Here is an 18,822-nt window from a genome sequence, read left to right as displayed (position 1 = left end):
TGGATTTCTTACCTAAGACACTATTGACCACTTACTATTTACATAATATTATTAGCTCTCAACTTAATTTTAGCTGAATTTGAAATAGTCAAATCAAGTCTGAATGACTCCGACATTAAACCTTTCAGTTATGGGTGAATGATTAGCAGCGGCTATTCCCATGGAAATGACCTTTCGGGTTTCCCGAGGATCTATCACTCCATCTACCCAAAGTCTGGCTGCTGCATAGAAGGGACTGAGTTCCTCATTGTATTTATTGGTGATTTCTTCCAAAAGTGCCTTTTCATCCTCAGGGCTGATTTCTTTACCGGCCTTTTTCAAAGATGAAACCTTGATCTGAAGCAGGGTCTTAGCTGCCGAAGCTCCTGACATCACGGCCATTTGGGCGGTAGGCCAAGAGTAAATCAAGCGTGGATCATAGGCCTTGCCACACATCGCATAATTACCTGCTCCATAAGAATTTCCAAGAACGATGGTGAATTTCGGCACCACGGAATTGGACATGGCATTGACCATTTTGGCTCCGTCCTTAATAATTCCTCCGTGTTCGGCTTTAGACCCTACCATAAATCCACTGACATCCTGAAGGAAAACCAAAGGGATTTTCCGCTGATTGCAATTCATGATAAAGCGCGCTGCCTTGTCGGCCGAATCGGAGTAGATCACCCCACCCATTTGCATCTCGCCTTTGGCATTTTTGACCACCTTGCGCTGATTGGCAATGATTCCAACAGCCCAACCATCGATCCGGGCAGTTCCGCAGATCAGGGTTTTTCCGTAGTCCTTTTTGTATTCATCGATTTCTCCTCCATCAACCAGTCCTTTTAGCACCTCAAGCATATCGTAAGGCTTGACTCGGTCGATTGGGAATTTTGAGAGCATTTCATCAGCAGAAATCGCAGGTTCCTTCGCCTCAACCCGATCAAAGCCTGCTTTCTCGGAGGCACCCATTTTATCAAAAATCCGCTTGATAGCATCTAAGCAATCCTGATCCGTGTCAAATTTATTATCTGTCACGCCTGATATTTCGCAATGCGTGGTAGCCCCACCAAGGGTTTCATTGTCTACAGATTCCCCGATGGCAGCCCTTACCAGATATGAGCCTGCAAGGAAGATGGTGCCCGTTTTATCTACGATCAGAGCCTCGTCCGACATGATGGGTAGGTAAGCCCCTCCAGCCACGCAACTCCCCATGATGGCAGCAACTTGCACGATCCCCATGGCAGACATTTTAGCATTGTTGCGAAACTGCCGTCCAAAGTGCTCCTTATCGGGAAATATTTCATTTTGCATGGGTAAAAAGACACCTGCGCTATCCACCAAATAAATGATGGGTAGATGATTCTCCATGGCAATTTCCTGAGCGCGAAGATTTTTCTTGGCGGTCATTGGGAACCAAGCTCCGGCTTTCACGGTGGCATCATTCGCAACAATCATACACATACGACCGCTCACAAATCCAATTCCTGTGACGACCCCTGCAGAAGGGCATCCTCCCTCCTCCTCGTACATTCCATCTGCTGCGAAAGCCCCAACTTCCAAAAAATCCGAACCTTCATCTCTCAAGTAATCAATCCGCTCCCTTGCCGTCAGTTTTCCTTTATCATGTTCTTTGGCGATGCGTTTGTCACCGCCACCTTTTTTGATTACTTGGTACTTTTCTGACAACTCAGTCAGGAGTGTTTCCAGACTTTTGTTTTTTGATTCGGTTGAATTCATGGAGTTATTTGGGTTTATAGATTTTCAAACTCGAATCTACAAAAGGAAGTTTGGTTTTCAGAAAAAGAAAGCGGTTAAAGTGATCTGATTACAATTTGAATTGGTGAAGATCGATTTAAGTCTCCAATAAAGAAATATACCGAAGGTGAAATAAGCTATTATTTCTTGGCGCAGCCATATCTTTCTCTATCTGCGTAGCTATCTTTTAAAAAATCTTCTCTGGGTTCAAAAAGATACCCTTCACTTCGTTCAGGAAGATATAGTCGGCTTCGCCTCCTAAGATACACCTCTCTTCTTTCGGTGAAATAGGCCATTATTTCTTGGCGCAGCCATATCTTTCTCTATCTGCGTAGCTATCTTTTAAAAAATCTTCTCTGGGTTCAAAAAGATACCCTTCACTTCGTTCAAAAATGATATAGTCGGCTTCGCCTCCAAAGATACAACTCTCTTCGTACGGTGAAATAGGCCATTATTTCTTGGTGCAGCCATATCTTTCTTTATCTGCGGAGCTATCTTTTAAAAAAAACTTCACTGGGTTCAAAAAGATACCATTCACTTCGTTCAGAAAGATATAGTCGGCTTCGCCTCCTAAGATACACCTCTCTTCTTTCGGTGAAATAAGAAGTGCTGAAGGGACGAAATGTTTTAGTATAGGGTTAATATTATTCCCCCAGCGCTGGGCCTTGATCTTTGTCTTGGAAACGTTAATTCGGTTCCAGCAAGACGAAGTCGCCTAAAAAAAGCAGTCAGGAGACTGCCTTGTTCTAGGCACAAGTCCTGAGACTTTCGCCATCTAGTCTAATCTCGAATAATCTCTTCCCACTACGGTAGGCGCGACTAGGGAAAACCCCTCATTTCTTTCTCAATAGGCGATCGCTTCTCCCGATTCTCGGGATCGCGATGAAGGTCTCTTCCTACTTCGACCTTCCCACTTCAATCTTCACACTTCCTACTTCCAACTCCCGGCTTCCAACTCCCTACTTCAAACTCCTCACCTTCCCTCAATCTGATTTTTATAGTCACGGATGGATCTGAAAATTGCCGAAGCCATGTACTCCTGCCCCTGCTTGCTCATCAAAAATCTTTCCTCGTTGGAATTGGATAAAAAGCCTAATTCAATCAGTACAGAAGGCATGGATGGAGTCCAAAGTACATAGAATGGCCCCTGCTTCACTCCTCGGCTTCTTCGGCCTACTCGATCTTTAAACTGCTTCTCAACTTGATCGGCAAGGGAAAGCGAATTTTCGAAGAAAGCCTGAGACATCAAGTTGAACATGATGTAAGACTCGGGAGATGACGGGTCAAACCCCTCATATTTTTCTTCATAGCCATCCTCCAGCATCATCACAGAGTTTTCCCGCTTGATGATATCAAAGTTGGATTCGAAATGCTTCATTCCCATGATAAAAGTCTCTGTTCCGTAAGCTGATTTATTCGCAGCGGAATTGGAGTGAATCGAAACAAAAAGGTCAGCCTTGTTCTTGTTGGCGATGACAGGTCTTTCTTTCAGCGAAGGAAAACTATCATCCTTGCGGGTATAGATCACCTCCACATCAGGAAGGTTTTCTTCAATATACTTTCCTACCAGCAGCGTGACTGCAAGATTGATATCCTTCTCTCGGGAGCGTGAACCGAGATTTCCGGGATCTCTTCCACCGTGACCGGCATCTAAAACGATCTTTTTCATCCGGAAAGCAGGCATCATGGTTTCATTGGGAATAAAACCACCGAAAAGAAAAGGTATCAGTAATAGAAGAGAATTAACAAATTTTTGGGTTTTGAATCTTCTCATGAGGGCAATAAAATTAACTTTACGCGTAATTTCGTACATACTAGTTAAGGAACGAGCGACTGTGCAGCATTTCAAACTCCTATTGAGTTTATTTTCAGTTTTACTAATGCCATTTTTGGCCTTAGCACAAGAGACCACGGAGAGGCAAGAACGAAGGCTTGCTGTGCCGGATACTCTGCAGTTCCCCGAAAGATCTATTCTCGATTCGCTGACTAATTCTGCGGACTCGATTCCTCAAAATGATACGACAAATATTGTGCCTCAGAGCGCGATCATGAGCGAAATCAACTATTTTGCTGAGGATAGTATCGTCACAGACTTCGAAACCAACAAGGTATATCTCTATCGTGGCGCTTGGTTTGAATACGGGGAAATGCGACTGGATGCAGACCGCATCGTCATCGATTGGAAAAACAACGAACTCTATGCCAGTGGAGTCACCGATAGCTTGGGAAATATTGAAGGCAATCCCTTTTTCAAAGACCAAGGTCAGGTCTATGAAATCCGAAAGGAGATGCGCTATAACTTCAAAACCCAAAAAGCCATCATCAAAGATGTAGTCACGGAGCAGCAAGACGGAATCCTCCGAGGCGAAACCATCAAAAAGACAGATGACGGAAGCATTTATCTAGACCACGGTTACTATACCACATGTAAACTGACCGAACCGCATTGGCATATTTCTTCCAACAAACTCAAGTCCATTGAGGGAAAACAAGTCGTCTCAGGACCTTTCAACCTGTATTTCAACGGTATTCCTACCCCACTTGGCCTTCCATTCGGCATTATTCCAAATACTCCTGAAGAGAAAGCTTCCGGAATAATTTTCCCAAGCTATGGAGAGGAACAGGTGCGAGGTCTCTTCCTACGTGACTTTGGATATTACTTCGCATTCAATGATTTCATCCATGCCCGTGTCACAGGAGATATTTATTCCAAAGGAGGCTGGGGTGCCAAAGCCCAATCAGTCTATAAAAAACGCTATCGTTTTAGCGGTTCCTTCAATGTGGATTTCCAGAAATTTCAGTCACCTGAAACCGAACTTAACCCAGTTGACTATAACACCTTCCGCGTGACGTGGTCTCATACCCCTGAAAGCCGAGGTACAGGTCGCTTTTCAGCTTCCGTCAATGCAGGTAGTACTTCCTACTTCAACAATGTGATCAATCCGACCAACTTCCAAAATAACGTCACATCGGATTTACAATCGAACATCAACTATACCAAGCAGTTTTCGGGCACACCTTTCTCCATGTCTGCTTCTGCCCAACATTCTCAGTCAGTTTCCACGGGAGAAGTTAGGCTCAGACTACCTTCTTTCAATGTTTCCATGAACCGGCAGAATCCCTTTCGGAATGTGAAATTTGAGCCACTGAAGACATTAAATATTGCCTGGAACTTTGACCTTCAAAACTCCATCAGCAACCGAATTCAGTCTCCAACTCCCATTGATCCGGAATTGGGAGGTACGACTACTCCTGAGTTAATTCCATTTACTCCAGAGAATTTCAGCCTCTTGTTGAAAAACGCGAATAATGGTGCTCAGCACCGAATTCCTGTCAGCACCAACTTCACCCTTTTTAAGTATTTCACCGGAACAGCTTCAGCCAATATCACGGAGCTTTGGTATTTGCAGAGATTGAATTTTTTCTACAATCCCGAATCGGAGCGAGTGGATCAGATTGTTGAAGATGGATTCAACCGGGTGACTTTTTACAATACCTCTTTCAGTATGCAGACCAACGTCTATGGCTTTTATAATTTCAAAAAAGGAAAGCTACAGACCATCCGTCACCATATTCAGCCCACTTTTGGCTTTAGCTACACACCTGATTTCACCACAGATAATTTCGGTTACTTCCAGGAGGTTCAAACCAACGCAGCGGGAGATACCAGACTTTACAACAGACATCAGGGATTTGTCTACGGGGGAGCGCCTGCTGGAGAATCTCGGGCTTTGACCATGGGAATTCGATCTGTTTTGGAAGGAAAAATCATAACCGATGAGGACTCTACTGCCGAAAACAGCACCAAAAAGATTCCTTTGATCGAAAACTTTGACATCAATACTTCTTATAATTTTGCAGCAGACTCTTTTCAGCTAGCACCTGTGCGGATCAGTGCCCGAACCAGCTTTTTTGATCGAAGGGTTTCTGTCAATATGAGTGCTACCGTGGACCCCTATGCCACTTCAGCCTTTGATAATGGAACCGGAACAGAGACTATTCGGAGAATTAATCAATTTGCCTGGAAAAATGGACAGGGGCTTGGGACCATCCGAAATGCATCCTTCAATCTCAATGCCTCCATCAATCCTAGCAATGCCCAAAATCCGGGTGAGGTGCGGGATGAGCTGACCAATCAGTTTATGCAGCAAGGTGGAATCATGAATGAATTTGTAGAAAGCCAAATCAATCAAATCGTCACTGATCCTAGTCAATATATCGATTGGAATATTCCCTGGAACCTGTCAATCGGCTATAATCTTGCCTATAGCAAACCTACAAGTGGAAGAAGCAATGTGACTTCGGCCGTGCAGCTATCCGGTGATGTGTCCATTTCTGAAAAGTGGAAAATCAACTTCAATACAGGTATCAACTTGGTGGATCAGGTGATCACGCAATCCATGATTGGAATTGCCCGTGATTTGCATTGCTGGCAGATGAATGTCAATTGGATTCCTTTTGGACGCTTCACCTCTTACAACATCGATATCCGGGTCAAGTCAAGCATTTTGCAGGATCTAAAAGTTTCGCGTCGCCGATCTTTCTTTGATCAATAAGAATTGGAATTGAGGAAATACGGCGTTTTTGTTTCAATTGACCTGAAACCGTTCCCTTAACGGTCTTCTTGTTTCTTGACTTTTTTAATGTGGAATGATGAATTTTAGAACCCCCCATAGTACTTAACAGACCTATGATTTTTTCTCTCACTAATAAGAAATACACCTTCGGTGAAATAGGCCATTATTTCTTGGCACAGCCATATCTTTCTTTATCTGCGCAGCTATCTTTTAATAAATCATCACTCGGTTCAAAAAGACACTCTTCACTTCGTTCAGAAAGATATAGTCGGCTTCGCCTCTTAAGATACACCTCACTTCATTCGGTGAAATAGGCCATTATTTCTTGGCGAAGCCATATCTTTTTCTATCTGCGTAGCTATCTTTTAAAAAATCTTCACTCGGTTCAAAAAAACACTCTTCACTTCGTTCAGAAAGATATAGTCGGCTTCGCCTCTTAAGATACACCTCACTTCGTTCGGTGAAATATTTTAAATTATCGCATTTTTGATCAAAAAGTGCTGAAGTGCCGGTCCGCCGCGGCGGACACGAAATGTTTTAGTATAGGGTTAATATTATTCCCCCAGCGCTGGGCCTTGATCTTTGGTTTGAAAACGTTTATTGGGTACCAGCAAGACGGAGATGGAATTTATCGAAGGCCAATTTAAAGATTGACCCGTCAAAGTTGATTTTTGAGAATTTTTCTTGATACTTTTTCGCCAAAAAGTATCCAAAAGGCCTTGGCCCGGTCTTTTCTTCAAATCGCGTCTAATAAATCGGAAAAATGAAATTTCATTGCGATTTGATTTTTGAAGGACTCAGAAATCTAAAAATGGTCGGATCTCTGAAACAAGTTCAGAGCTAGCCCATTTTTTTGACGATTTCCTCGTCTTACAAAAACCGAAAATCCCGAAGGCCATCCTAAATACTCAAAAAATGTATCCTCCTAATGAACAGAAAGATCATAAGAAGGTGAAAAAATAGAAATACACCTTCGGTGAAATAGGCCATTATTCCTTTGCGAAGCCATATCTTTTTCTATCTGCGTAGCTATCTTTTAAAAAATCTTCATTGGGTTCAAAAAGATAGCCTTCACTTCGTTCAGAAAGATATAGTCGGCTTCGCCTTCTGAGATACACCTCACTTCGTTCGGTGAAATATTTTAAATAATCGCATGTTTGAACAAAAAGTGCTGAAGGCACGAAATGTTTTAGCCTAGGGTTTTAACCCTAGGTATAGGGTTAATATTATTCCCCCAGCGCTGGCGCAGAATTCTGAAAGGGAAGGGGAATAAATGTGCCAGCAAGACGAAGTCGTCTCATTAATGCGCAGTCAGGAGACTGCATAGTTTTAAGCACAAGTCCTGAGACTTGCGCTATTCAGGGAGGACGTAAAAACCTAGAATAAAAGCCGTGCTTGGTGACCTGTCTACCGAAGGTAGACAAGAACGGCGGCAAAGCGAAATTCTGAATCATAGTGAATAAAAACCCCAGAGGGGTGAAAGATAGGTAGCCATGCCTTCGGCAGGCAGGCCCGGGGTTTGAACCCCGTGGAATCGAATCAACATCTTTCCCCAGCGCTGGCGCAGGAATATATTCTGGAAACGGAAAATAAATGCCAGCAAGACGAAGACGGATATAAAAAAAGCAGTCAGGAGACTGCAATATTTAAGGCACAAGTCAGGAGACCTGCCCGTCCGGGAGGCGGGCTTGCGCCATTTAGTTCTCCTTTCGTTGAGGCTTGATTTTTTATTTGGAATTGGGTATTTGAAATAAAATTAACCTGGATTTTCTCGTAAGAAATTCCTTGCCTGCTCCAGGTCCTCTGCTGTATCAATAGCGATGGCCTGATGGGAGGTTTCTACCATGCGTATTTTCACCCCATGCTCTAGAATTCTGAGCTGCTCCAACATTTCCAATTGTTCCAATTCCCCTTTTGTCCAAGTAGTGAACTCTAGCAAGAGCTCCCTTCGGTAAGCATAGATTCCCACGTGTTTTTTGTAAGAAAAATCCCCGCTTCCCTCGCGGTCAAAAGGAATGGGAGATCTTGAAAAATAAAGTGCATCGCTATTCTGATCCAAAACTACTTTGACCGCATTAGGATTGGCGGCCTCCGCGGGAGAAATATTGAAATAAAGGGATGCCATTTGCACTGATGAATCAGTAAAAACCGCCACTAGATCCTGAAGGGACTTGGCATCTTGAAAGGGTTCATCCCCCTGCACATTGACAATCAGATCGGCATCAATTTGGGCCAGGGCCTCTGCTATCCGGTCCGAACCACTTTCATGTTCTTTTTGGCTACGAAAGACTTTGCCTCCCGCAGCAAGCACCTGCTCCTCAATCAATTCGTGATCACATACAACCCAAACTTCATCAAAAACTCCGGTAGCTACTGTACTGAGATAAGTCCGTTGGATGACTGATTTTCCTTCCAGATCCTGCACCAATTTCTGAGGCAATCTCGAGGAAGCAAAGCGAGCGGGAATAAGGGCTGCGGTTTTCAATATTTAAACTCTAAACTTACTTAGCAATTTACTTAACCATTCTGAAGGCTTTTTACGATCTTCCTGATCGTAGTAATTACCAGTGTATTCATTCTTTCTCATGTAAGAATAATTATAGCCATAGCCATAATTATAGCCACCAAAGTCATATACATCAACACCGGCTTTTAGACCATTAAATACCGCGTAGATATTATCTACTTGATCATTCGCATAGAGATCATTGATCATCAGCAAATACCTTCTGTGGGTATAATCCTGTCGGACTATATATAAGTTTATGTCTGAAAATCGCATCAAGTCCATAGTCTCAGATACGAGACCAACTGGAGGAGTATCCATCACCACAACCTCAAAATCATCATCAAGGCTTTCAATAAAGGATTGCATTTTATCCTTCAACAAAAGCTCTGCAGGGTTAGGAGGAACCGGGCCGGAAGGAACTATGTAAAAATTATCATACTTAGTTTTTATGACAATTTCATCACGCTCTGCTTTACCTACCAGATAATTCGTCAATCCCGTTTGATTGGAAATTCCAACATATTCTGAAAGCTTAGGTCTTCTTAAATCTAATCCAACCAAACAGGTCTTTTTACCAGAAAGCGCAATTGCTGATGCCAAATTCAAACTCACAAAAGTCTTACCCTCTCCTGATACAGAAGATGTAACCAAAATCTTTTTACACTTTTTCTCACTGGCTATGTAAAAAAGAGCAGACCTTAAAGATCTGAAAGACTCCGACACCATCGACTTGGGGTGTTCTGCTACTAACAAGTTTGTATCCTTGGTACTGTAACCAATGGTTCCCAATAATGGTATTCGAAGAACATTTTTGAGTTGAACCTGATCGACGATCTTATTATTTAAGTAATGATAAAGAAGGAGGACCGCCAAAGGAATGAAAAAACCAAGTCCTACTGCGATCCCGTAGTTTTGAGACTTTTTAGGAAAAATCAAGCTTCCTCTTCTGGCATAATCCAAGACAGAATTATCTGAGATATTAGAAGCCCTGGCAATTCCCGCCTCGGCTCGTTTTTCCAGAAGGTAGTTGTAAAGATTTTCGCGAAGCTTAAACTCCCGATTTAGTGCCATATACTCCGACTCAGCCTGTGGTAGTCTGGAAAACTCATTATCCTCCTCGTTGAGCATCTCCATCGCTCGGGACTTCCTGTTTTGAGTATTCACTACCAGGTTGTCAATATTTTCAAAAATATTCTCCCGAAGCTTGGTGATTTGCTCATCCAACTCCCTCACATTCGGATGATTCTCATTTACCACTGCCAGCATTTTTCTACGATCCAGCGAAACTTCAATCAAGCGAGATACAAGCCCATTCAATAAGCCATCTGATATACCTACCAGTGAAGGAGCCAAAATATCAGAATAATCCTTCCCTTTCTCTTCTAAATAACGCTGAAGCGATTCATAGTACTGAAGTTCAAAGTCAATTTGTTGAATTTGCTCTTCAAGACTTTGGATACTACCCAAAACCCCACCGAATTCAGAGTTGATATCCATCAACTTATTGTTGACTTTAAAATTGAGCATTTTCTGCTCTACAAATTTTAAAGAGTCCTCTACCACTTGAAGTTGCTCCTCCAAGAAAGTCAGAGTATTCTCTGTCATTTGATTTTTTTCCTTCAAGTTGTAGATGATATAGGAATCCATCAAGGCATTCACATAGTCTCTTCCCTTCTCAACCACCTTGGTCACCATGCTTACCTGAAGAACTGTACCATAGCTATTGATGGGGCGGACTGAAATACTTCTGCTGTAATCATCGATTACCTGAATAGGATTATGCAAAACGAAGGACAATTGCTCACCTTCTCGCATGGACTTCAGTTTGTTTACCACGAAGCGGCTCTCACCCGAAACAATGGTATCTCCAAATTGAAAGGTCTTATTTAAAATCGCTTCATCGACGGGGCCATCAGCCTTAGCTTTGAGAAAGTCAAAAAAGCCTGACTCTTCCCGAGAAAGGGTGAATTTCTCTCCCCCTAGGTAGGTCAGGGTAATTTCCCCCATTTCCATCTGCGGAAAAGCGGGATCCCGCTCTACTCGAATTGGGGATTTATCATACAACTCGATCTCCTTGATATTAGTCGAAGCATAATAAGTCACATCGAAATGTAGCTTTTTCAAAGCCTCACTAGCCAGGTTTTTAGAAGTAAGTAAAAGGATATCATTTTCCAGATTATTGATTCCTGAGAAAATGTTAGAGCGGTCCAATATCCGATTTTCAGGAGATGAGTTGGATTTGATAAGAATGCTTCCTTGCACCTCATATTCTTCTACCGAATAGCGATGAAATAGAAATACAACAATAATCCCAATAAAAATAAAGGTCACATAGAGTGGCCAATACCTCGAGTATTTAATCAGGTAGTACTTGATGTCAATGGGTTTGACATCTTCCTGAAACTTTGAAATATCTATTTTATCCCCCTCAATCATATATTACTCGTAGCCAATGCAATGATCAACAAAATAGAAGAAGCAACTGAAATTATCAATCCCAAAGAAGCTGATAGGTTATCTGCATTACCGAACTGTCTGATTTTCATTGGTTCTAAATACAGAATATCATTTGGCTGAATGAAAAAATACTCGGAAGTAAGCAACTGCCGGTCGTTTAAGTTCACCTGATGAATTTTCATACCTCCATCATATTGTCGAATCAAAAACATTTTGTTTTTCTTAGCCAGAATATTTGACTCACCGGCTACCGCCAAAGCATCAAATATAGTTGCCCTGTTCTTTAAAATGATTTGAGTTCCGGAATTGGAAAACTCCCCTAATGCAGTAAAACGGATCCCTCCTATCCTCAATTTCACAAAAACCTGCTCCTTGAAATAGGAATTGATTGCCTCCTGAACTTTCTTTTGGGCAACCTCTTCTGTCAAGCCGGCAATTTGTACTTTCCCTAATTGAGGCAATTCGATTTCGCCATTCTTATCGATAGAGTACCCGGTGAAATAGAATATATCAGAGGCACCGCCACCTCCACCGCCGCCACCTCCACGCATGGCTCGGGAACCTTGATATTCGAATGCCTTGACTAACTCCTCATCACTGGAGGCAAAGTCTATACTTACAATATCAAATGGCTGAAGGATGTATTCATATTCTACATCTGCAAATGGAATAAACTCATCCAACCCTATTTCTGGATTTCCGGGTAAATTCTGCAGATAGGTTATTCTTTTATTAGATATACAGGAAGAAAGAAGGAGTAAACCCAACATAACCTGAAGACCTAAGACAGAAAATTTTTTCTTCATTTTTATCTGGTGAATGTTTACGAAATATCATCTATTTAGAGGAAAAATATTACTCTCCTCTTAAGCCTTTTCGAAGACTTTACGTTTCTGAAAGAAGCTTTGCATCGATTCAGATTCAAGTTCCCCCTCTTCTACCTTCGATTTAACCCATGCCAAAAGGCCCTCTAAAATCCTCAGGTTTTCTTCGGGATATTGCCCAAAATTGTGAGGATGCCACCATAAATGATATATTTTTTTGTGTTTAATTGCATTAGTCATCTCCTCCTTTATTCTGCTTATTCTCCGTTGATTGAAAATAGATCCGGCTCGATAAGGTCGCAGAATTCTTGAAGCGGGGAGAAATTTAGGATCATTTTTCCCTGGAAATGAATAAGATGTTTTCAATCCTAAAGGAAATAAAGTATCCCCCGTGCGAAAGATTTTTTTGATCAAATTTTCTTCTTCTACATCCTTCCAAAACCAATCCCCGGGATTAGTCCGAAAGATATGAAAACCAGCTTCCCTTGCTACATTGATTACAGCCTCTGAATATTGGTTTCTTGGAAATACAAGAGACTCCAAATCGACCCCAAATTTCTCTAATGCTATTCGCTTGGCCGCTTTTAGGTCTTCAGACCATTGAGACAGGCTTTGCCCCTCTTCCAAGCTATAGTAATGTGCATAGGAGTGACTCCCTAGTTCCTGTCCTGGCCTCTGAATGATCTCTTTTACCAAATCGGGCGCAAAGAGGCCAGCCTCCCAAACATCCTCCTGCATGGCCATCCAACTGTAAGCCGAAAATTTAGATTCTTCAAATGAAGGAAGCAAAGAAGGCTTATAAAACTCCCATTCCTCACGGTTTTCGCACATGAGCATTCCTACGGTCGCCCAAGTAGCCTGAATCTTATAATTGGAGAATAAATCCAATACCCTTGGGACTATTTCACGAGTATTGGTATAGTATGCCCGATTGGCATCTAAAGAATACTTATCAAAACGTCCCCAATGAAGTTCGAAATCGAGTGATATGATTAATTGTGATTTCTCCACTGTGTAAATAAACCCAAAATTATGAATCTCTCCTTGAAATTGACCGGATATTTGAATGGAGAATCATCCAGCCCCATCCACCCATCAAAGCCAGGAAGGGTGTCACCAGGCTTTTTAGCCTGACAAAAGCTCCAAAAACATTGGTAGAAACAGCAATGGATAATAAGAACAGGGAGATTAGAAGGAAATACGGTATCAATCGGGGGTGACGGTAAAGTGTAATTGGGATCCCTAAGCTAAGTAAAAGTAAAATAGTATTTTCAATCTGGAGAAACAGCATCCAAAACCCTTCACTGAATTCAAATATCAAAGGCCGATAGGCTACTGAAAATACTCGAAGTGGCCAGCTATAATTTTCCATAGGAATTTTGGTATAGGCATCAGAGGCATTGAATCGTGAATATTGAAATTGAGCGTAGTTTTCGAAGATCTGTAGATTCCACTCAAAATCATCCACATACACTACTATAAAATTGATGGCAATCAAGGTCAGAAAACCTATCAATATCCCCAAGATTAGTTTTTGAAGTAAAGACCACCTGACATATTGAAAAAGAAAAACACTCAAGACTGCAAGAAAAATCAATCCAAATACCGGTCGGATCAATATGCACAATACCAAAGGAATTGCCATAAGTCCAAACTTTTTATCAAAGGCTAGTTTCAAGGCCAAGACTGTCAAAAAAAACAATAAGGACTCCTTTCCAACCAAGCTCGTCCAAAAATGGGCATTTGGAAGAAATAAAACCAAAATAAAAAGCACTGAAATAGGGAATTGAGCCTTTTCAAATTTTATGGTGTAAGAGGATATCCATTGATACAACCACAAAAAACCCATCATCCCCAAACTACTGAAAATCAAGGTTCCGGAGAGATAGGAAAGCCCAAGATAATATGCAAAAGGCCGAACAGCCCATATAAAATATCCAGCCGAATAGGGTAAGACATAAATCCACTCTCCCCAATTCTCTTCGGGGAAATTGGCTACCCTCCAATATACCGTGGAATCCCCTCCTACCTCTTTGAGGTATTGAAAAGCAAGGAATGTCATGCTGAAGTGGAAAAGAAACATCCCCAATCCGATGATCCAATTCTTTTCTTTTTTTGACCAATTCCAAAAATAAAAGACCCAAAAAAGGATAAGTATCGCCCAACAAAGAAAATCTGCCGTCCTCATTTCTTTACAACGAATTCAAAGCCTCCAAATAGGTATTGACACTGCTATCCAAGGAAAAGTGTTCGAGAGCAAAACCCCGAATAGCCAATCGATCTTCCTGTAATAAGGAAGGTAGTCTTTCTAATCTTCCTTCCCAATCCTCTACGCTATCCAAATCCAAGTTGAGAACAAAAGATTGATCTCCTAGTATTGATTCGGCATCACCCATATTCAGACTACCCAAAATAGGCAAACCACAGAGCAGGTATTCGCCTAGCTTGATTGGGAAAAGTCCCGACAAACTAGCCGCATTCTTACGAAAATTCAAACCAATATCAGCTGCTGATAAATAGGAAGGGATTTCTTTAAAAGGGACATTTAGAATATGGACACGATCGGAAAACTCTGTTCTCAAATTCTCTTTAGCATAATCCAAATCATTGGGAAGGACCAAAAGGTGCAAATTTCCAAATCGCTTTTGAGCAAGATCAAATAAGCTCATCAAATCCTCTTCTCCATAAGCCGGGCCAAGCGAACCCACATAAATCCAGCATACTTCAGACTCACTCAGACCGAGTGACTTTCGTATCTCACTTCTTTTTTCTTTACTAAACTTGAAAAAATCAGGATTTCGACCATTTGCAGCAGCATAAAATTTTGGTCTTTGTGCTTCACCAATTCTATCGACATGAATATCAATAGCCTTTTTTGAGCGAGTCAACACCGCATTAGCAAGCAAAAGCATTCTTTTTTCCTGCTTTAGTAAAAATCTGGCCTGCAATGAATCCGGATTTAAACCCGAAAAATCAATTCGCTCTTGAATAGGAAATCCATCTGCTTCGAATACAATCTTGATATTCCTTTTCTTCAAGAAAGAAGAAAGTGAATTAACCAAAATCGCAGGCATGGTGGCTCGAGGCATAATCACTTGATATCCCTCATTGTCAATCATCCTTTTGATTAGGCGCCGTCCTTGCCACAGGGCATGCAAACTCCCCCTCATTCGACCTTTTTCTCTGGAGATCGGGTGATGGATATACTTGATCCCTAAATCTTCTCCCAAATTACTCAAGCGACTAAGCTCTGATCCCTTTGCCCAGGAGAATTGAAATACGGTAAACCTGTAATCGCTCTTTTTTTGAACCCCTTGGAAAATGGGGAAAAAGAGTGACTCTAAGTAATTGGTTCGGTCAGAATCCCAGGTGATGTATAGGATTTTTTTCAAATTTAATCTGGCTTAGCGCGAATATACCAAGGAAAGCCTTTTTTACCATTTTATTGAGTAATGGGTAATTTTTGTGGTTCTCTATATGATGGTCTGTGGAGACGATTTAAATCTCCCTCAAAGAAGGAAAAGAAATACACATTCGGTGAAATAGGCCACTATTTCTTGGCGCAGCCATATCTTTCTTTTTCTGCGCAGCTATCTTTTAAAAAATCTTCGCTGAGTTCAAAAAGATACCCTTCACTTCGTTCAGAAATATATAGTCGGCTTCGCCTCTTAAGATACATATCACTTCGTTCGGTTAAAAAAAGAGTGCTGAAGGCACAGCAAAACAGAGACGAAATACGAAATACGGTGTTTTTGTTTCAATTGACCTGAAATCGTTCCCTTAACGGTCTTCTTGTTTCTTGACTTTTTTAATGTCGAATGCTGAATTTTGAATGATTAATTTATAACCATCCATAATACTAAACAGGACAATGATTTTTTTCTCACTAATAAGAAATACCCCGTCGGTGAAATAGGCTTCGCGAAATATACTTTGTGAAATACACCTCTCTTCGTTCGGTGAAATATTTTAGATAATTGCGTGTTTGAATAAAGAGTGCTGAAGTGCCGGTCCGCCGCGGCGGACACGAAATGTTTTAGCCTAGGGTAAGGAGGAACTGCCTGCCCCGAGATTATCGGGGACGCAACCCTAGGTAATGAAATCAACCCCTTTCCCCAGCGCTGGCGCAGGATTATGATATGGAAACGAAAAGTTGATGCCAGCGCAAGGAACGTGAAAAGCTATCCGGATTGTAAGTCCTACGATAAGAGTTCGGGATTGCAAATCCTGAACAACAAGAATTATAGTGAATAAAAACCCCAGAGGGGTAAAAGATGGGTAGCCATGCCTTCGGCAGGCAGGCCCGGGGTTTTAACCCCGTGGAATCGAATCAACCCCTTTTCCCAGCGCTGGGCTTTGATCTTTGGTTTGAAAACGTTTATTGGATCCCAGCAAGACGGAGAAGGATATAAAAAAAGCAGTCAGGAGACTACATTGTTCTAGGCATTGTTCTTTAGTGTGGAAACGGGGGCTTCGATAGCAGCAGGAGGAAAGCAAAAAATCACAGACTTTAAAGGGCATGAAAACCTTATGGCTTTATAGGAAATTTTACCCTTTACTACTTTTGAAGGCCAAAAGTAGCCAAAAGCCTTCGACGCAAAAAAGCCTGCCTGAGGCAGACAGGCTTCCACGCTCAAGGCCGGACGCCGGCCCGCTTTTGCGTCAACCCACCGCGCCCAAAAAACTATAACCTCCGAAAATGAATCGTTATGAGTGCTGAAGTGCCGGTCCGCCGCGGCGGACATGAAATGTTTTAGCCCAGTATAAGCGAAGAGGAACGATGAGCGAAATGCTGGGTAAAAAAGACACAACACCATCCCAGCGCTGGGCCTTGATCTTTGATATGGAAACGGATATAGGATCCCAGCAAGACGGAGACGGATATAAAAAAAGCAGTCTGGAGACTGCCTTGTTCTAGGCACAAGTCAGGAGACTTGCGCCATGTATGTCCTGAGACCTGCCCGTCCGGCAGGCGGGCCTGCGCCATATAGGTGAACCCTTTTTAATCCAATTCCTTATCGAACAAGCTTTTCAACTCTTCCTGAATCAATCCAAAATTCCGTTGTAAGGTATAGCGCTCCTGAACTATTTTAAATCCTTGCTCCCCAAATTCCCTGCGCATTTCTTCATCAGAAATCAATCTTCGAAGACTCTCCACCCACTCTTCTTCGGAACTGGCCAAAAAACCATTCGCTCCATCCTCCACCACTTCCACATTCATCCCTACAGGAGAAGCCACAACAGGCAGCCCACAAGCCATGTATTGAATCAACTTATAGGCGCATTTGCCACGCTCCCATTTATCATCTGGCAAGGGCATCAGGCCAATATCCATGGATAAAATGGACTCCACCTCTGTCTCCTCTGACCATGGAATCATCCTGACCGGACAAGCCAAATCCAATTCCCCAAAGGGCTTGGCATTCACTATCAAAAGCTCAAAATCCAATTGCTCTCGCAGCTTCTCAAATACCGGCTTTAAGGAAAGAAGATACTTCAATGTGGTGGGCGAACCTATCCATCCTACCTTCACTCGTTGGGAGGATTCCCCATAGGCCTTCATGCGGTAGCGACTAGGATCAATGACCGTAGGAAGGGAAACAACATCCTTGGCTCCTGCCTTCAAAGCCCTTTCCTTCAAATAGGCATTTCCAACAAAAACCAATCGGGCATTCCGCATCACCCAATCAATCTTATCTCCCATCCAGGTGCGCACCAACCAGCCAGAATGCTGATCATAATTATGAAAGACCGCATCATCATAATCTACGAAATAGCCCTTCCCCAATTTCGCCAAAAGCCACTCGGCATAGGAAGGAAGAAATGGAAAAGCCTCTTTTTCGATCCAGATCAGATCGTATTTTCCTGCACCTAGCAAAATCCAAAATCTACGGATGTAGCATCCCAGCACATTCAAAGGATGATGCTTCTTGCCCTGGTAAAACCTTTTTAAATAGGCTTCATTAAAAAATGAGCTGATCTCGACCTGATAACCGGCCTTTTCCCAAAAAGGAAGGTATTGGTAGGTCCTCAATCGACTACTTGCTCCCATTCTCGGATATTTGGGTAGGAAGAGTATTTTCAATGGTGGTTTGGGTAGGGATTGGAAATCCAGAGATTAAGGGATTGGGGATTAGAGATTTGGAGATTGAGGGATTCGGGATAAGGGATTGGGGAATTCCCTATTCTCTATTCACTACTCCCTTACCTCTATTCCCTTCTTCCTTTCTTCAAAGAATTGACATATTCACGCTTCAAATAGAAAATATAACCATTTAATACTCGAATAGCCTCCAAGAGCTGAGATTTCAATTCTGTGAATAATTCATCGGAGATATACTCATCATCTCTTGCCTCAATTAAATAGTCCAAAATTTCAGCAATAGAACCGCGAGAATTATAGTAAAACTTGTTGGAATCTAAATAATGAAACCTTCCCCAACCTTCGGCGATATTTGCAGTTGATGAACGGGCAGCTCGAAGAATCTGAGAGCGTAATTCATACTGTTCAGTTCTTGGTAATTTTGAAAGAACGTCTCTTTTCAATCTCCGTTTCAAGTTGTAGGCCTTTTGCCAGCAGATCAAGTCTTCGAATGAATTTGATTTTTCCATATTCTTAGATTTAAAGGATTGAGAGATAAGGAATTGAGAGATAAGAGATTAAGGGATTTGGAGATTAATGGACTCCCTAATTCCTACTTCCTTTTCCCTATTCCCT

11 protein-coding genes are annotated in these 18,822 nt (G+C 42.1%); 1 reads left to right on the top strand and 10 read right to left on the bottom strand.

Going from position 1 to position 18,822, the window contains the following annotated elements; all coding sequences use genetic code 11:
• Positions 1–93 precede the first annotated feature (93 nt).
• Positions 94–1,719: an acyl-CoA carboxylase subunit beta gene (locus CDH51_RS16450; RefSeq protein ID WP_100629642.1), complete on the bottom strand. Its 1,626-nt coding sequence runs from the start codon at positions 1,717–1,719 to the stop codon at positions 94–96.
• A gap of 991 nt (positions 1,720–2,710) precedes the next feature.
• Positions 2,711–3,511 (bottom strand): N-acetylmuramoyl-L-alanine amidase family protein, encoded by an 801-nt coding sequence (locus CDH51_RS16445; protein ID WP_026947209.1) that lies wholly within the window; start codon positions 3,509–3,511, stop codon positions 2,711–2,713.
• Between the two features lie 106 nt (positions 3,512–3,617).
• On the opposite strand from CDH51_RS16445, the gene CDH51_RS16440 reads away from it, so the two are divergent.
• On the top strand, positions 3,618–6,293 hold the full coding sequence (locus tag CDH51_RS16440; protein WP_100629641.1) for a putative LPS assembly protein LptD: 2,676 nt from the start codon (positions 3,618–3,620) through the stop codon (positions 6,291–6,293).
• Positions 6,294–8,070: 1,777 nt separating this feature from the next.
• Here CDH51_RS16440 and kdsB read toward each other — a convergent pair.
• The 8 genes from kdsB to CDH51_RS16380 form a co-directional block, all read right to left on the bottom strand.
• Positions 8,071–8,799, bottom strand: a complete 729-nt coding sequence (kdsB, locus tag CDH51_RS16420; protein ID WP_100629637.1) for a 3-deoxy-manno-octulosonate cytidylyltransferase — start codon at positions 8,797–8,799, stop codon at positions 8,071–8,073.
• A 3-nt stretch (positions 8,800–8,802) separates the two neighbouring features.
• Positions 8,803–11,259, bottom strand: coding sequence for a GumC family protein (locus CDH51_RS16415; RefSeq protein WP_100629636.1), 2,457 nt, complete (start codon positions 11,257–11,259; stop codon positions 8,803–8,805).
• Positions 11,256–12,086: a polysaccharide biosynthesis/export family protein gene (locus CDH51_RS16410; RefSeq protein WP_198514329.1), complete on the bottom strand. Its 831-nt coding sequence runs from the start codon at positions 12,084–12,086 to the stop codon at positions 11,256–11,258. Before CDH51_RS16410 ends, CDH51_RS16415 begins: the two co-directional genes overlap by 4 nt.
• 60 nt (positions 12,087–12,146) lie before the next feature.
• The gene (locus tag CDH51_RS16405) at positions 12,147–13,115 is read right to left on the bottom strand and encodes a polysaccharide deacetylase family protein (protein WP_232724844.1); all 969 of its coding nucleotides are present in this window, start codon (positions 13,113–13,115) and stop codon (positions 12,147–12,149) included.
• A gap of 19 nt (positions 13,116–13,134) precedes the next feature.
• Positions 13,135–14,292 (bottom strand): hypothetical protein, encoded by a 1,158-nt coding sequence (locus CDH51_RS16400; RefSeq protein WP_100629634.1) that lies wholly within the window; start codon positions 14,290–14,292, stop codon positions 13,135–13,137.
• Between the two features lie 4 nt (positions 14,293–14,296).
• Positions 14,297–15,496 (bottom strand): glycosyltransferase family protein, encoded by a 1,200-nt coding sequence (locus CDH51_RS16395; RefSeq protein ID WP_100629633.1) that lies wholly within the window; start codon positions 15,494–15,496, stop codon positions 14,297–14,299.
• A 1,610-nt stretch (positions 15,497–17,106) separates the two neighbouring features.
• Positions 17,107–18,156: a glycosyltransferase family 4 protein gene (locus CDH51_RS16385; RefSeq protein WP_198514328.1), complete on the bottom strand. Its 1,050-nt coding sequence runs from the start codon at positions 18,154–18,156 to the stop codon at positions 17,107–17,109.
• A 158-nt stretch (positions 18,157–18,314) separates the two neighbouring features.
• Entirely contained in the window at positions 18,315–18,716 is a 402-nt protein-coding gene (locus CDH51_RS16380; protein WP_100629630.1) for a four helix bundle protein, read from the bottom strand.
• Positions 18,717–18,822 lie beyond the last annotated feature (106 nt).

It is taken from the genome of Algoriphagus formosus, from assembly GCF_002807035.1.
Lineage (GTDB): Bacteria > Bacteroidota > Bacteroidia > Cytophagales > Cyclobacteriaceae > Algoriphagus > Algoriphagus formosus.
Note: the sequence above shows the minus strand (reverse complement) of the source record. Positions and strands in the feature narration are given on the sequence as shown.

What these genes read in the sequence shown, in the direction of transcription:
- CDH51_RS16415 (WP_100629636.1), bottom strand. Translation starts at nt 11,259, where the DNA reads ATGATTGAGGGGGATAAAATAGATATTTCAAAGTTTCAGGAAGATGTC.
- CDH51_RS16400 (WP_100629634.1), bottom strand. Translation starts at nt 14,292, where the DNA reads ATGAGGACGGCAGATTTTCTTTGTTGGGCGATACTTATCCTTTTTTGG.
- CDH51_RS16385 (WP_198514328.1), bottom strand. Translation starts at nt 18,156, where the DNA reads ATGGGAGCAAGTAGTCGATTGAGGACCTACCAATACCTTCCTTTTTGG.
- CDH51_RS16445 (WP_026947209.1), bottom strand. Translation starts at nt 3,511, where the DNA reads ATGAGAAGATTCAAAACCCAAAAATTTGTTAATTCTCTTCTATTACTG.
- CDH51_RS16450 (WP_100629642.1), bottom strand. Translation starts at nt 1,719, where the DNA reads ATGAATTCAACCGAATCAAAAAACAAAAGTCTGGAAACACTCCTGACT.
- CDH51_RS16410 (WP_198514329.1), bottom strand. Translation starts at nt 12,086, where the DNA reads ATGAAGAAAAAATTTTCTGTCTTAGGTCTTCAGGTTATGTTGGGTTTA.
- CDH51_RS16440 (WP_100629641.1), top strand. Translation starts at nt 3,618, where the DNA reads ATGCCATTTTTGGCCTTAGCACAAGAGACCACGGAGAGGCAAGAACGA.
- CDH51_RS16380 (WP_100629630.1), bottom strand. Translation starts at nt 18,716, where the DNA reads ATGGAAAAATCAAATTCATTCGAAGACTTGATCTGCTGGCAAAAGGCC.